12 protein-coding genes and 1 pseudogene are annotated in these 14,602 nt (G+C 67.2%); 5 read left to right on the top strand and 8 right to left on the bottom strand.

Translation table 11 applies throughout. The features are described from left to right. Positions 1-636, top strand: a 636-nt coding sequence (locus tag AC2H6A_RS12205; protein WP_484273871.1) for an SDR family NAD(P)-dependent oxidoreductase, incomplete at its 5' end; no start/stop codon positions are given. A gap of 51 nt (positions 637-687) precedes the next feature. Here the strand turns inward: AC2H6A_RS12205 and AC2H6A_RS12200 are convergent. The 8 genes from AC2H6A_RS12200 to AC2H6A_RS12165 form a co-directional block, all read right to left on the bottom strand. Then, a complete protein-coding gene (locus tag AC2H6A_RS12200) occupies positions 688-1,551 on the bottom strand; it encodes an SDR family NAD(P)-dependent oxidoreductase (RefSeq protein WP_484273870.1) in 864 nt (287 codons plus the stop codon). A gap of 26 nt (positions 1,552-1,577) precedes the next feature. Next, positions 1,578-2,765: an ABC transporter substrate-binding protein gene (locus AC2H6A_RS12195; RefSeq protein WP_484273869.1), complete on the bottom strand. Its 1,188-nt coding sequence runs from the start codon at positions 2,763-2,765 to the stop codon at positions 1,578-1,580. 109 nt (positions 2,766-2,874) lie between these two features. After that, complete coding sequence (locus AC2H6A_RS12190) at positions 2,875-4,674, bottom strand: AMP-dependent synthetase/ligase (RefSeq protein WP_484273868.1); 1,800 nt, start codon at positions 4,672-4,674, stop codon at positions 2,875-2,877. After that, positions 4,671-5,432, bottom strand: coding sequence for an ABC transporter ATP-binding protein (locus AC2H6A_RS12185; RefSeq protein WP_484273874.1), 762 nt, complete (start codon positions 5,430-5,432; stop codon positions 4,671-4,673). Before AC2H6A_RS12185 ends, AC2H6A_RS12190 begins: the two co-directional genes overlap by 4 nt. A 37-nt stretch (positions 5,433-5,469) precedes the next feature. Beyond that, positions 5,470-6,198 (bottom strand): ABC transporter ATP-binding protein, encoded by a 729-nt coding sequence (locus AC2H6A_RS12180; protein WP_484273873.1) that lies wholly within the window; start codon positions 6,196-6,198, stop codon positions 5,470-5,472. Between the two features lie 26 nt (positions 6,199-6,224). Further along, a complete protein-coding gene (locus AC2H6A_RS12175) occupies positions 6,225-7,301 on the bottom strand; it encodes a branched-chain amino acid ABC transporter permease (protein ID WP_484273867.1) in 1,077 nt (358 codons plus the stop codon). A 3-nt stretch (positions 7,302-7,304) separates the two neighbouring features. Then, the gene (locus tag AC2H6A_RS12170) at positions 7,305-8,177 is read right to left on the bottom strand and encodes a branched-chain amino acid ABC transporter permease (protein ID WP_484273866.1); all 873 of its coding nucleotides are present in this window, start codon (positions 8,175-8,177) and stop codon (positions 7,305-7,307) included. Between the two features lie 217 nt (positions 8,178-8,394). Further along, positions 8,395-9,081, bottom strand: coding sequence for a TetR/AcrR family transcriptional regulator (locus AC2H6A_RS12165; RefSeq protein ID WP_484273865.1), 687 nt, complete (start codon positions 9,079-9,081; stop codon positions 8,395-8,397). 194 nt (positions 9,082-9,275) lie between these two features. Between AC2H6A_RS12165 and AC2H6A_RS12160 the strand changes: the two genes are divergently transcribed. The 4 genes and pseudogenes from AC2H6A_RS12160 to AC2H6A_RS12145 all read left to right on the top strand — a co-directional run. Continuing rightward, positions 9,276-10,430 carry an aromatic ring-hydroxylating oxygenase subunit alpha gene (locus AC2H6A_RS12160; RefSeq protein ID WP_484273864.1) on the top strand — a complete coding sequence of 385 codons (1,155 nt, stop codon included), beginning with the start codon at positions 9,276-9,278 and terminating at the stop codon, positions 10,428-10,430. A 158-nt stretch (positions 10,431-10,588) separates the two neighbouring features. After that, on the top strand, positions 10,589-12,031 hold the full coding sequence (locus tag AC2H6A_RS12155; RefSeq protein ID WP_484273872.1) for a TolC family protein: 1,443 nt from the start codon (positions 10,589-10,591) through the stop codon (positions 12,029-12,031). A 178-nt stretch (positions 12,032-12,209) separates the two neighbouring features. Beyond that, complete coding sequence (locus tag AC2H6A_RS12150) at positions 12,210-14,285, top strand: type I secretion system permease/ATPase (protein WP_484273863.1); 2,076 nt, start codon at positions 12,210-12,212, stop codon at positions 14,283-14,285. After that, positions 14,285-14,602, top strand: a pseudogene (locus AC2H6A_RS12145) (hypothetical protein); the annotation flags it as partial. The gene AC2H6A_RS12150 and the pseudogene AC2H6A_RS12145, both read left to right, overlap by 1 nt.

Raw genomic sequence — 14,602 nt, 5'->3', positions numbered from 1 at the left:
GAGACGCTTGCGGCACTCGGCGCCCGTCGCGAGCGCGCCATCGCGGCCACGGTCGATGTCGCTGACCGCGCCTCGGTGGACGCGATGGCTGCCGCCGCGCTGGCGGCCTTCGGACGCATCGACGGGCTGGTGAACAATGCCGCGCTCTACGCCACCCTCAAGGGCGGGCGCTTCGATCAGATCGACGAGGGCGAGTGGGACGCCGCCATGACGGTGAATGTCAAAGGCATCTGGAACTGCTGCCGGGCCGTCTATGCCGGCATGCGTGATGCCGGCGGGGGCAGCATCGTGAACATCAGTTCACTGGCGGCGCTCTACGGTCTGCCCTATGCGCTGCACTACACCACTTCGAAGGCGGCGGTGATCGGCCTGACCCGGGGTCTTGCCCGCGAACTCGGCCGCGCCAACATCCGCGTCAATGCGATCGCGCCCTCGGCGGTGAAGACCGAGGGCACCCGCGAGTTCTTTGGCGAAAAGCACGAGACCGCGCTCAAGACCATCGCCGCCGGCCAGGCGATCACCCGCAATCTGGAGAGTGCCGATGTGGCCGGCACCGTGCGCTGGCTGCTCTCGGATGACTCGCGCTTCGTGACCGGCCAGACCATTGCGGTGGACGGCGGTACGGTCATGAACTGAGCCGGGTCGCGGGGCCGGTGAGGCTGCGCGATGGCGAGGGTCCTGGCCTGGTCAGAGCTTGCGCCAGGCGTGCCGCTCGCCGGTGGACCCCCGGTTCACACCCACCAGATTGCGCATGGCCGGGTTGCCGCCGATCCGGTCATCGAGCCGCGCGCCACCCGCAAGCAGACCACCGTCGACCACGATGTTTTCGCCGGTGATGAACTCCGCACCGTCACCGGCGAGAAATTCCATCACCCGGGCGATGTGGTCGGGCTCCCCGGTGCCAGGCCAGGGCTGGAAGCCCGCCATGGCGGCGCCCACGTCCTGCTTGCCGGACTCGGAGAGCGGCGTGCGGATCACCCCCGGTGAGACGCTGTTCACCCGGATGCGCCGCGGCGCCAGTTCGAGCGCGGTGGCGCGGGTGAAGTTCAGCACCGCCGCCTTCGCGGCCGAGTAGGTCTGCGGGCCGCTGCCGCCGCTGATGCCGGCGATCGAGCCGGTGTTGATGATGCAGCCGCCATCGCCCTGGGCCTTGAACACGCGGACCGCGTGCTTGGTGCCGAGAAACACGCCGCGCATGAGCACCGCGAAGGTGTAGTCGAAATCGGCCACCGAGATCTCGTCGATGGGTCCGAACGCGCCACCGACGCCGGCATTGTTGATGACGCAGTCGAGCCGGCCGCCGAGCTCCCGGGCAGCCGCCACCGCGGCCTCGACATCGGCTTCCAGGCTGACATCGGCGCGCACGAAGCGGATCCGGGGCCTGCCATCGGTGGCGGGAAACGCCGACGACCACTCCCGGGCGAGCGCCTCGCCGGCACTGGCGTTGTAGTCGGCCGCCACCACCCGCCAACCCGCGCTCAGGAAGCGCTCGCAGGCGGCGCGGCCGATGCCGCTGGCCGAGCCGGTGATCAGGACAGAGCGATCTTGCAAGGCAGACTCCTTCGGATGGGCGTGGCTCAGGGCTTGGGCACCGGGCCGACCCGGACCCACTGCCGACCCTGCACCTTGTAGAGGACCGATGCGCGCGAGGTGTAGTGCTGCTCGGCGCCGAGGCTCTGTTCCGGACCGCCGAAGCCGTCCTGGTAGCTGCGCACCTGCTCGAGAGCGTTGACCAGCGAACGCGTGGTCAGATCCTTGCCGGCCTTCTGCAGCGCCTGCGCGACGATGTCCATCATGGTGAATCCCAGCGCCGCCTGGATGGTGGGCTCGAGGTTGAAGCGCTCGCGATAGCGCTTCATCCAGGCTGCCGCCGCCGGCGAGGCGGTTTTCTCGGAGGGCACATCGAAGAAGCCCACGGTCATGTAGCCGTCAGTGGCGCCGCCCTCCACCGAGGAGATCGCGAGGTCATACGACGCCGAGGTACCGACGAAATCGACCGTGTTCCAGCCGATCTTGCGGGCGGTCGTGTAGGGGATGATCGTGTCGCGCACGATCGTGCCCATCGCGATCAGATCGCACTTGGCGTCGCGCAGCTTGTTGATCGCCACCGTGAAGTCGGTGTCGGTGGGGCGGTGCGAGGTGGCCGCCACCAGATCCATGTTCATGAACTTCAGCTGTGCGATGGTCGCGTGATAGATCTCGCGGCCGAAGTCGGTGTCCTGGTACATCGCGCAGACGGCCTTCTTGCCGTTCTTCTCGACCATGTGCTTGACCGCACCCCGGATCTGGTCGGGGTACGAGGTGTAGATGCCGAATTTCAGCGGATGGACCGGTTCCCCCATGCCGCGAGCCCAGCTGATCGGGAACAGGTTGGGCACACCCGCCTTGAGCTGCGCAGGCAGCACCGCGTTGTTCATCGGCGTGCCGGCCGCCCCGATGATCGCGAACACCTTGTCGGAATTGATCAGCTTGTTGGCCACCTGCACCGCGCGTGGCACCTGGTACTGGTTGTCCTCGACCACCAGGCGGATCTTGCGGCCATGGATGCCGCCTGCGGCGTTGATCTCGTCCACCCGCATCCGGATGGCGTTGGAGGAGGGCACGCCGAATGTGGCGGCCACGCTGGACAGATCGGTATGGATGCCCAGGACGATCTCGTCCTTGGTCACCCCCTGCGTCTTCCAGACCACCTCCTGGGCCTGCGCGCCCGGGGCCAGCCCGATCAGGGCCGCTGCGAGGATTGAAGCACTGCGGTAGGCACCCATGAGTTTCTCCTGGTGTGTCGATGATCGGGCGGTTATGGCCCGTGGGTTGATGGAGCGCTGGGAAAGGTGTTCAGCGCACGCCGTCCGCGGACGGTCGCTGCGCGCGGTTTCAGTACATGTCCTCGATCAGATCGGCGTACCGGGTGTTCACGAAGGAACGCTTGAGCTTCATGGTGGGGGTGAGTTCCTCGTCCTCGGCGGTGAGCAGCCGGTCGATCAGCCGGAAGTCCTTGATCGACTCGACGCGGGCGACCGCGCGATTGACCTTCTCGATCTCCCCGGCGATGAGCGCCCGCACCTCCGTGGTCGCGCACAGCGAGGCATAGTTGGTGAAGGGGACGCTGCGGTCCTGCGCGTACTGCGCGACATTCTCGTGGTCGATCATCACCAGGCAGGTAAGGTACTTGCGCCGGTCGCCGATCACCACGGCATCGGAGATGTAGGGCGAGAACTTCAGCTGGTTCTCGATCTCCGAGGGCGTGATGTTCTTGCCGCCCGCAGTGATGATGATGTCCTTCAGGCGGTCGGTGATCTTCACATAGCCCTCGGTGTCGATCTCGCCGACATCGCCGGTGTGAAGCCAGCCGTCAATCACGGTTTCGGCGGTCTTCTGCGGCTGGTTGAGGTAGCCCTTGAAGACATGCGGCCCCCGGATCAGGATCTCGCCCCGCTCCGAGATGCGAACTTCGGTGCCCGGCAGCGCGCGGCCCACGGTGCCCAGCTTCTTGTGCTCGGGCATCACCGTGGCCAGGCCGCAGCACTCCGTCTGGCCGTAGATCTCGCGCATCTCGAGCCCCAGGGCGAGATACCAGCGGATCAGCTCCGGCGACACCGGCGCGGCACCGGTGCCCATCAGCCGGGTACGGTCGAGCCCCAGCCAGATCTTGATGTTGCGCAGGACCAGCCGGTCGGCGATGCGGAAGGCGAGCTTCAGGCCCGCGCCCACCGGTTGGCCGGCGAGCTTGCGATCGGCGATGCGGTAGCCCAGGGACAGCGCCAGCGAGTAGGCCCAGCGTCCGATCCCTATCGCATCAGCCATCCGGATCGAGATCTCGGAGTAGAACTTCTCCCAGACCCGGGGCACCGCGAAAAAGAACGTGGGTGCCACTTCGCGGATGTTCTCGGGCACGGTGTCGGGCTGCTCGGCGAAGTTGATGGTCGCGCCGGTCTTGATCGCGTACATCACGCTGAACTTGCGCTCGGCGATGTGGCATAGCGGCAGGAACGAGAGCAGCTGATCCTGCGGGGTGAGCGTGCAGAAGCTGTCGCTCACCGAGAGCTGAAACATCATGTTCCGATGTGACATCAGCGCACCCTTGGGCGGGCCGGTGGTGCCCGAGGTGTAGATCAGGATGGCGCCGTCGTCGGGGCGCGCCAGGCTGACCTGCTCCTCCCACAGCGCCTCGTCGCCCTCGCCCATGGCCAGCAGCGCCTCGAAGCTCATCACGCCGGGGTCGCGGAAATCCTCCAGGCCTTCGGTGTCGTAGATGATGATCTTCAGCAGGCTGGGGCAGCGTTCGCGCACCTCGAGGATCTTGTCGAGCTGCTCCTCGTTCTCGGCAAAGAAGAAGCGGCTGCGGCTGTCGTTGACCAGGTACTCCACCTGGCGGGCGGAGTCGGTGGTGTAGACGCCGCTGGTGATGCCGCCCATGCCGATGACGCCGAGGTCGGTGTACAGCCACTCGGGGTTGTTTTCCGACAGGATGGACACGACATCACCGCGCTGCAGCCCTAACCGGTGCAGGGCGATGCCCACCCGGCGCGCGCGCTCGCCGAACTGCGACCAGCTCACCGACTGCCATATGCCGAAGTCCTTCTCGCGCATGGCAGTGGCCGAACCACGCGCCAGGCACTGCTTCCAGAAGAGCGTGGGGATGGTGTCGCATCCCTCGACGGTCGGGTCGCTCATCGCCAGGTCTTCCGTTTCTTCCAGCGGCGCTTGCCACGCACCCCGGCATCCTTCAGGCCGAGATAGAACTCCCGCACATCCTCCTTCTGCGACAGCGCGGCCGTGGTGTCGGACATGACGATACGGCCCATCTCGAGGACATGCCCGATGCGGGCCGACTGCAGCGCAATGCTGGCGTTCTGCTCGACCACGAGCAGCGTGAGTCCGCGTTCGCGGTTGATGCGCTTGAGGATCTCGAAGATCTCGCTCACCAGTCGCGGTGAAAGGCCGAGCGAGGGCTCGTCGAGCAGCATGACCCGAGGGCGGGCCATCAGCGCCCGGCCGATCGCGAGCATCTGCTGTTCGCCGCCCGACAGGCTCATGGCGGCGCGGCGGGTGGCCTTGCGCAGCGACGGGAAGTAGTCGAACACCTGCTCGATGTCTGCGGCGATGCCGTCGGCGTCGCGGCGGTTGTAGGCGCCCATCTTCAGGTTGTCGATCACGCTGAGGAAGGGGAAGACCTCGCGGCCCTCGGGGACCAGGCTGATGCCCATTCTGGCGATCGCATCGGGATCCTTGCCGTGGATGGCTTCGCCGCGGAAGTGGACACTGCCCTTCTGGGGGTCGACCACGCCACAGATCGTTTTCAGGATGGTGCTCTTGCCCGCGCCGTTGGCGCCCAGGATGGTGACGAACTCGCCCTCCGGCACATCGAAGCTCACGCCGCGAATGGCCAGGATGGGGCCGTAGTAGGTCTCGAGATTGGCCACCGCCAGCATGGGCGCTGCCGCGGCTTCGCCGCCGGGTGCCAAGGTGTCAGGATCCGAGGTAGGCACGGATCACTTCCGGATGGTTGAGGACTTCGGCGGGGGTGCCCTGGGCGAGCATGCGTCCTGAATTGATGGCCAGCACCCGGTCGGAGACATCGCTCACCAGGCGCATGTCGTGCTCCACCAGCAGCACCGTGATGCCGCGCAGGTTGCGGATGTCGTGGATCCAGAAGGCGAGGTCTTCGGTTTCCTCGGGGTTCAGGCCCGAGGAGGGCTCGTCAAGCAGGATGAGGCTCGGTTCCATGCACAGGGCGCGCGCGATCTCGGTGATCTTGCGCACGCCATAGGGCAGGTCGCGGATCGGCTTGTCGCGGTAGCGCTGCAGGTCGAGGAAATCGATGACATCCTCGACCCGCTCGCGGTGCCGAAGTTCGTCGCGCTTCACGCGGGGCGTGAACAGTCCGTCGGTGATCAGGTTGCCGCGGGTGTGCACATGGCGGCCGACCAGCAGGTTGCGCAGCAGCGTGGCGTTCTCGAAGAGCTCGATGTTCTGGAAGGTGCGCGCGATACCCAGCCGGGCCACCTGATGGGCCGGCATGGCGGTGATGTCCTGGTCGCGAAAGACGATGCGCCCGTCGGTGGGGTTGTAGATGCGGCTGATCAGATTGAAGATGGTGGTCTTGCCCGCGCCGTTGGGGCCGATCAGGGCGAAGACCTCGCCCTGCGCCACCTCGATGTCAACGCCGTCGACCACCCGGTTGCCGCCGAAGCGCATCCCCAGCCCCTGCGCTGCGAAGTAGGTCACCGCAGGCGCTCCGTCTTCATGAACGCCTTCTGGCGGATGAAGGTGGCCTTCTTGTACATGGGGAACACCGCGAAGAAGTACTTGATCTTCTGCCAGCGCCCGTTGATGCCGGTGGGCTCGTAGAGCACGCACAACGCAAGCAGCAGGCCGTAGAGGCCCACCTCGAGCGAGGGCTGGCGTGCAATCGACTCGGGCAGCCAGGTCTTCATGAATGACAGCCCGGTGGGCAGCATCACGATGAACAGCGCGCCGAAGACGGCGCCATGCAGTGACCCCATGCCGCCGATCAGCACCAGCATGAGCAGCTGGATGGAGAGCATGGGCGAGAACGCGTCAGGCGCCAGAAAGCCGACCTTGTGCGCGAACAGCGCGCCCATCACGCCGCAGTAGAAGGCGCTCACGGCGAAGGCGCTCACCTTCGCCGACGACACATGGATGCCCATGCTCTGGGCGGCAATCTCGCTGTCACGCACCGCGATCCAGCTGCGGCCGGTGGGCGAGCGCAGGAGGTTGACCGCATAGGCCATCAGCAGGAAGGTGATCACCAGGCACAGGTAGTAGAACGAGCTCGGCCCGTCGAACTCGAAGCCGAACATGGCGGGCGGCGGCATGGAGAACCCGCTGAAGCCGCCGGTCACCGATTCCCACCGGATGAAGATCTGCTCGACGATTGCAGCCATCGAGAGCGTGGCGATCGCCAGGTACATGCCATGCAGCCGCAGCGCCGGTATGCCGACCATCACGCCCACCAGCGCCGCCACGCTGCCCCCCGCCGCGATCGACAGCGGCAGCGGCAGGCCGGTCTTGAGGAACCAGGCATGGGCGTAGGCGCCGATCCCGACGAAGGCCGCGTGGCCGAGCGAGACCTGACCCGTGAAGCCGGCCAGCAGCATCATGCCCAGGCCCCCGACCACCCAGATCAGGACCAGCGAGAGTTCGCCGACGATGAAGTCGGACAGGACCAGTGGCGCAAGAAGCAGCGCGCCGATCAGGGCTGCATAGCACAGGGCGACGAAGCGGTCCTCGTACCAGCGGATGTCGACGTCGTAGTCGGTCTTGAACAGGATGCGCACGGCTCAGACCTTCTTGCGGCCGACCGCGCCGAACAGACCCTGGGGGCGCAGCACCAGCACCAGGAGCAGGATGACATGGGGCACGATGTCGCGCAGCTTCTCGTCGACCCAGGCGGCCGCGAAGAGCTCGGCGATGCCCACGATGGCGCCACCCACCAGCGCACCCGGAATGGAGCCGAAGCCGCCGAGCACGGCGCCGGCCAGTGCCCGCAGGGCGATGTGGCCCATGTTGGGGTCGATGAGGCTCACCGGGGCCACCAGCACGCCTGCGATGGTGGACACCGCGGCTGCCAGCGCCCAGATGGCCGACAGCAGGGTCTTGACCGGCATGCCCATGAAGTAGGCCGCAAGCTGGTTCTGCGAGGCCGCCTGCATGGCCACGCCAACCCGGGTGTAGCGGAAGAAGGCGAACAGCAGGACGCAGAGCAGCACCGTGCCGCCGATGATCGACAGGTAGGTGCTGGAGACCGGCACACCCGCCACCGAGACCATGCCGGTGCTGAAGGGCGTGGCCAGCGACCGGGTATCGGGGCCCCAGGCAATCGACGCGACGCTGCGCAGCACCATGCCGATGCCGATGGTGAGCATCACGGTGGAGAACTGCGGCTGGCCGATCACCTGCCGGATGACCACGGCATCGAGCAGCCAGCCCACCACCGCCATGGCGAGCACCGCGCAGAGAGTGCCCAGCCAGAAGCCGAGCTCGAGGGTGCTGATGAAGGTCAGTGCCAGGAAGGCGCCGAGCATGAGCAGATCGCCCTGCGCGAAGTTGACCACCTCGGCAGCCTTGTAGATGAGCACGAAACCCAGGGCGACGAGGCCGTACACACAGCCGGTTGCCAGGCCCGACACGAGCAGTTGCAGGACTTCCGTCATGGGGTGCCGCCGGGATTCGCGCGGGCGCGGCCGGTGGCTCCGGCTCGTCAGGTGAAAGCGCGAATCGCCTGTCTCCTGTTGCTGACAGTATCGATCGCTGAATCGGGCGTCAACTTTTTGGCGAGCCGGCGCGGCGGCGGCATTCCGCGTTGCCGCGTTCCTGCAGGTGGGCCGGTCCGGCAGGCCGGGCAAGCATCCGCGGGCGGGCCCCGCCTGCTCAGGACTCTGGCAGGTAGAGGCCGCGGATCAGCTTCATGTAGGCGCGGGCGACCCAGCGCGGCATCGGGCGTCCGCTGCCGCCATGGCGCTCATGGCGCATGCTGAGATAGTGACGGGCGCCCATGAGCATGAAGACCACGGATTCGATCTCGCGGCGATTGAAGGCCGGGACCTCGCCACGGTCGCGGGCCCGCATCAGCACCCGCGCATAGTTGCGCGCAATCATGTCGACATGGTCGCGATAGGCCTTGGGTGCAAAGGTCTCGGCCTCGTAAAGGATGCGATAGAAGCCGGGCGTGCGCGCCAGGAAGTCGAAGTAGGCTTCCAGGCTTGCCTCCTCGCGCTGGGCGTCGGTGCGCGCGTGCGCGGCGGCGGCCTTGATGTGATCGAACATCCGGCTGGAGAGCTCGGGCAGCAACCGATCGAACAGGTCCTCGCGCGACTCGAAATGGTTGTAGAAACTGCCCTGCGCCACGCCCGCGCGCCGGGTGATCGCGGTGATGGTCGCGCCGGTGTAGCCCTGTTCGCCCACCACCTGGGTGGCGCCATCGATCAGCGCGCGCCGGGTGGCCTCACGCTGCTCGGCCCGGGTGCGGCGGGGTGCGGCACCGGTGCGGGCGCTGGCGGCTGGCGGTACGGAAGGCTTCGCAGCGGCAGGGCGTTTCGAGGTGGCGATGCGCTTCAACAGTCCGGCTTTCGGAATGGCGTGCGGCAGATGCTCCCGAAAGGCTGGTGCGGCTGTCAAGCCGCGGGACGCCGGCCACGCCGCAAGAAGTTGACGCTGCGTTCAGTGAAAGCTATCGTCGGCCGACCACGGTCCGATGGGCAGGCCTGCGCGGGCCGGTGCCGGCCCGCGGGCCACCGGGGGATACACCAGCCATGGATCGTGAACTGCAGTGCTCGTTGATGCGCCGCTCGCTTGCCCATCTGGCCACGGGTGCCACCGATCTGGCCACCGGAATTCACCGACAGCCGGTCTCCACCTGGACCAGCCCTGAGCAGGCCCGGCGCGAGTGGGACATGCTCTTCAGCCGCTACCCGTTGCTGATGGGCATGGGGTGCCAGATTCCGCGCGCCGGTGATTTCTTCACCGAGGAACGATGCGGGGTGCCGATCCTGGTGGTTCGTGGCGAGGACGGCGTGGTGCGCGCCTTTCGCAATGCCTGCCGGCATCGTGGCGCGCGGGTGGCCGAGGGACAGGGCTGCCGCAACCGCTTCGTGTGTCCGTACCACGGCTGGGCCTATGCCGCCGATGGCCGTCTGGTGGGGGTTCCCGACAAGGTTTCGTTCGGCCCGATCGACCAGGCTTCCCATGGTCTGATCGCACTGCCCTGCGAGGAGCGGCACGGGATGATCTGGGTGTCGGTCACCCCGCGGCAGGATGGCGCCACCGCGCTCGATGTCGCCGGGCATCTCGGCCCGCTCGATGCCGAACTCGCCGGTTATCGCATGGCTGACCACCACCACTTCGAGACCCGTGTCATCCAGCGCAAGATGAACTGGAAGATGGTGATCGACACCTTCCTCGAGCCCTATCACTTCGCGGTGCTGCACCGGACCACGGTGGCTCCGCTGCTCGTGCCGAACATGTGCCTGTTCGAGCCGATCGGCATGCACCTGCGCGAGGTGCTGCCGCGGCGCTCCCTGGAGACGCAGAAGGACCTGCCTGAAGCGGATTGGGATTTCTTCAAGCACCACACCCTGGTCTATGTGCTCTTTCCGAACACCGTGTTCGTCTGCCAGACCGGGCACATCGAGACCTGGCGGGTGTTTCCCATTCCGGGCAAGGTCGATGAGTGCGTGATGTACCTGGACTTCTACACGCCCGACCCGGTCGAGACCGAGAAGGCGAGGCTTCACTGGGAGCGCAACCTCGACCTCACCATCCGCACGGTCGACGAAGAGGATTTCCCGGCGAGCGAGGGGATGCTGCGCAACTTCCTCGCCGGTGCTCCGCAGGAGGCGGTGTTCGGTCGCAACGAGCCGGCCCTGGCGCATTTCGAGCGCACGATCACCGAGCGGCTGGCGCTCTAGTCCCGATCGGGTCGGGTGGTCGTGTCTTGCTGAAGGACGGCGGGATGCCGCCGCTCGCCAAGGCATGACGACCGCTGCGCGGATCGCACTCGCGCTCACGCAACCCGCTGGCGCATCGTCGGGGTTTATCCCGCCGAAATCCCAGTCCTTTGCGCGCGATGTCACCGGGCTTGTCAGCCATTCCGATTCGCCTTGTCCGCCGGGGGGCGGTGTGCCTCTTCGGCGCGCTCATGACGTCGATGGCTGCCGCGAGCGAATCCGGCCGAGGCCTGGCCGAACTCCAGTCCTTCGGCGCGGTTGCCGCCAGGGCGCTCGAGCAACACCCCGAGATTGGTCAGCGGCGTGCCGTGCTCGAGGCCCAGGTTCGCGCCGTCGAGGCGGCACGATCCGGCTGGCGTCCTCGTCTCGACCTGGCCGGTCAATCGGGGCGTGAGCGGGTCAATGCTTTCACCGGCGGCGCCGCGGTCGAACTGGGTGGGGTGAGCCGGCGGGCAACGCTGGTGGCCCGGCAGGTGCTCTACGATGGTGGTGAGATCAGCGGCGAGGCCGAGCGCCAGGCCCGGATCGGCAACCAGCGCTACTTCGAGCTGCGCGATGCCGAGGATCAACTGCTGCAGGACCTTGCACGGGCCTGGATTGATGTGCAGAGGCATCGTGCGCTGATCGGGATCGCCCGGCGCAGCCTGGATGATCTGGAGGGGCTCGCTGCCCTGGTGCGATCGCGTGTCGAGGCCGGCCTGTCGCGGGGCGTCGATCTCGAGCAGGCACTGGCCAGGGTGGCGTCCGCCCAGCTCGCGCTCGCTGTCGATGAGGCGAACCTTCGGGAGGCGCAGGTGCGTTTCGAGCGGACCGCGCTCACCTCGGCCCCCAGGACGCTGCCTTCGCTCGATCCTGATGAGCGACTGCTGCCGGCAGACCTTCGGCGCATGGTTTCGCTCGCGGTGGCCTACGCCCCCGGCCTGCGCGCGGCTGCCGAGTCGGTGGCTGTGGTGGATGCAGAACTGCGCATCCGGCGCTCCGCGTTTCATCCAAAGACGGCGCTCGAATTGCGACATGACCTCGAGGCGCGCTCGGCAGTGCTTCCCAATGCCGCGAGCTCCAGCCTGCTGGTCACGGTCAACCTCAACCTGTTCTCGGGCGGCGGAGACCAGCTGCGTGCCCGTGACACGGCTACCCGCCTCGATGCGGCACGGCTGGCGCAGCAGGATCGCAGCGCTGCGGTCGAGCAGACGGTGCGGGTGGCCTGGTCGGACTGGCAGCGCCAGCTCGCGACCGCCGAGAGCGCCGGCCGTTATGCCGACGCGGTCGAGCGCGCCAGGGCGCTCTACCAGGTCCAGTACGAGATCGGCCAGCGCTCGCTGCTCGACCTGCTCAATGCCGAGAACGAACTCGCGCAAAGCCGACGCCTTCGGGCCGGCGCCGCCCACGACCTCATGACGGCCCGTGTCCGGCTGCTCGGGCTGAGCGGTGCGCTCGTCCCGGCAGCGGGGGTCGGGCGTACGCCGGCCGATCCGATCGTCGCCCCGGCTGATGGACAGGAGGTTGATCTTCCGGTCCCCGAAGCCTTGCCGCACCTGAAAGCCGCGCATGCTCGCCTCTGACGAAGTAGACCACCCGGCGCCCCCTTCGGTGACGGATGATGGCCGCGCGCCCAAGCGCAGGCCGTCACGCCATCCGGACGGCGGAGCGCCTCCCGGTTCGGATGGGCCGCTGGAATCGTCCCGGAAGACGGGCGCCTGGCGGATCGACCCCGCCGATGTCGTCGATGATCCGCTGCTGATGTGCCTGTACGAGGCCACCCGCGTGCTGGGCCGGCCGATGTCGCGCGAGGCGCTGGTGGCCGGCCTGCCGATCGATACCCAGGGCATGTCGCCGCGGATGTGCGTGCGGGCGGCCAATCGGGCCGGCTTCGTCGCCAGAGTCAGCCGCGCAGCGATCGACGCGCGTCTCGCGCCGCTTTGCCCGGTGATCGCGCTGCTGGCCGATGAACAGGCGGTGCTGGTGGTGGATGTGGATCGCGACGCCGCCACGGCGCGGGTGATGTACCCGCAGGCGCCCGGCGAGCTGGTGTCGGTCGGTCTGGGCGAGCTGAATCTGCAGTCAGCCGGCTTCGTGATCTCGGTGAGGAACCGGTTCGCGCTCGATGACAGGGCGCCGCAGCGGCGCTTCCTCTCGGAGACCCACTGGTTCTGGGGTGAATTGATCAAACCCTGGCGGACCTACCGGGATGTGCTGGTCGCCTCCCTGCTGATCAATCTCTTTGCGCTGGCCATGCCGCTGTTCACGATGACGGTCTATGACCGGGTCATCCCGAACAACGCCTTCGAGACCCTGTGGACCTTCGCGATCGGGGTGAGTGCGGTGCTGGGCTTCGATCTGGCGATGAAGCTGCTGCGTGCACGCTTCATCGATGTGGCCGGCAAGCAGGTCGACCTGGAGGTGTCCGGGCGGGTGATGGCCAAGGCACTGAACCTCCGGCTGGAGAGCCGGCCCAGCTCGGTTGGCGCCTTCGCGTCCAACATGCGCGCCTTCGAGAGCGTGCGGGAGTTCCTCACCTCGGCATCGCTCGGGCTGCTGATCGATCTTCCTTTTGCGCTGCTGTTTCTGGCCGCAACGGCTCTGATCGGCGGCTGGCTGGCGCTGCCCACCGCCGTCGCATTCGTCCTGGTGGTGCTCATCTCGCTGCTCGCGCAGCGCCGCCTGAAGCCGCTGACCGATGCCAGTCAGAGGGCCTCGCAGCAGCGGCAGGCCACGCTCATCGAGACCCTCATCGGCCTGGAGACGGTCAAGGCCATGAATGTGGAAGGGCGGATGCAGGCGCGCTGGGAGGAGAGCGGGCGGATGCTGGCCCAGGAGGGAGCCCGGATCAAGTTCCTCAACACCGCGACCACCCAGACCACGGCCTGGATCACCCAGATGGTGACCGTGACCACGGTTTTGCTCGGGGTGTACCTGATTGCCGACAGCGCGCTGTCGATGGGGGCGCTGATCGCCTGCACGCAGCTCACCAGCCGGGCACTGGCGCCGCTGGCGCAACTGGCCGCCTTGCTGGTCCAGATGGATGGCACCCGCAGCGCCTATGAGAGCGTGAACGGGATGATGTCCCTGCCCCAGGAGCGTGATGACCAGGGGCGCTATGTGATGCGCAATCGCCCCAAGGGCGACATCGAGTTCGACTCGGTCAGCTTTGCCTACCCCGGCAATGCCAGGCCGGCACTCGACAAAGTGAGCTTTCGTATCGCCCAGGGCGAGCGGGTGGCGCTGATCGGACGGATCGGCTCCGGCAAGTCCACGATTGAAAAGCTCGTCCTGGGCCTGTACCGACCCACCGCGGGCACCATCCGCTTCGACGGCATCGACAGCAGGCAGATCGATCCGGCCGAGATCCGTGCCTCGATCGGCTACCTCGGGCAGGAGCCCACGCTCTTTTACGGCACCCTGCGTGACAACATCGCGATCGCGGCGCCCCACGCCGATGACAGCTCGGTGCTTCGGGCCGCCGAGATCGCCGGGCTGCGCGGATTCATCGAGCGTCATCCCCTGGGCATTCATATGCCGGTGAGCGAGCGCGGCGAGTCGCTCTCGGGTGGTCAACGGCAGGCAGTGGCGCTGGCACGCGCAGTGATCAACGAGCCGCCGGTGCTGCTTCTCGACGAGCCCACTTCGGCGATGGACAGTGAGAGCGAGGCGCGGGTGGTGAGTCAGCTCAAGCAGGCCTGCGCCAACCGTTCGCTGATCCTGGTGACTCACCGCACCACGCTGCTGGAACTGGTCGACCGGATCATCGTTGTCGACGATGCCCGAATCGTGCTCGACGGCCCCCGGCAGAAGGTGCTGGCGGCTCTTCGCGGTTGATGCTCATGAACATGTCTCCGAACGACACCGATACTCGCCAGCCTGCCACCGCGTCGCGCGATCCGGGCAGGGGCGATCCAGTCCAGAGCCCGCATCGCGGCGCGGGCCAGGGCTTTGCCAGGGATGCTCAGATCGCCCTCGAAGAACAGGCGCCTCGCGGCGGCACGCTTATCATCTATCTGGCCCTGCTGCTGATCGTGGGCTTCGGCGTCTGGGCAAGTGTCACCCAGATCGATGAGGTCGCCCGCGGCGCCGGTCGGATCGTGCCGGCCGGCAGTGTCCATGTGGTCCACAGCATGGATGGCGGCGTGGTCGAG

It is taken from the genome of Quisquiliibacterium sp. (assembly GCF_982640115.1).
The sequence above is the reverse complement of the archived record's forward strand: the minus strand, read 5'-3'. Positions and strand labels throughout refer to the sequence as shown.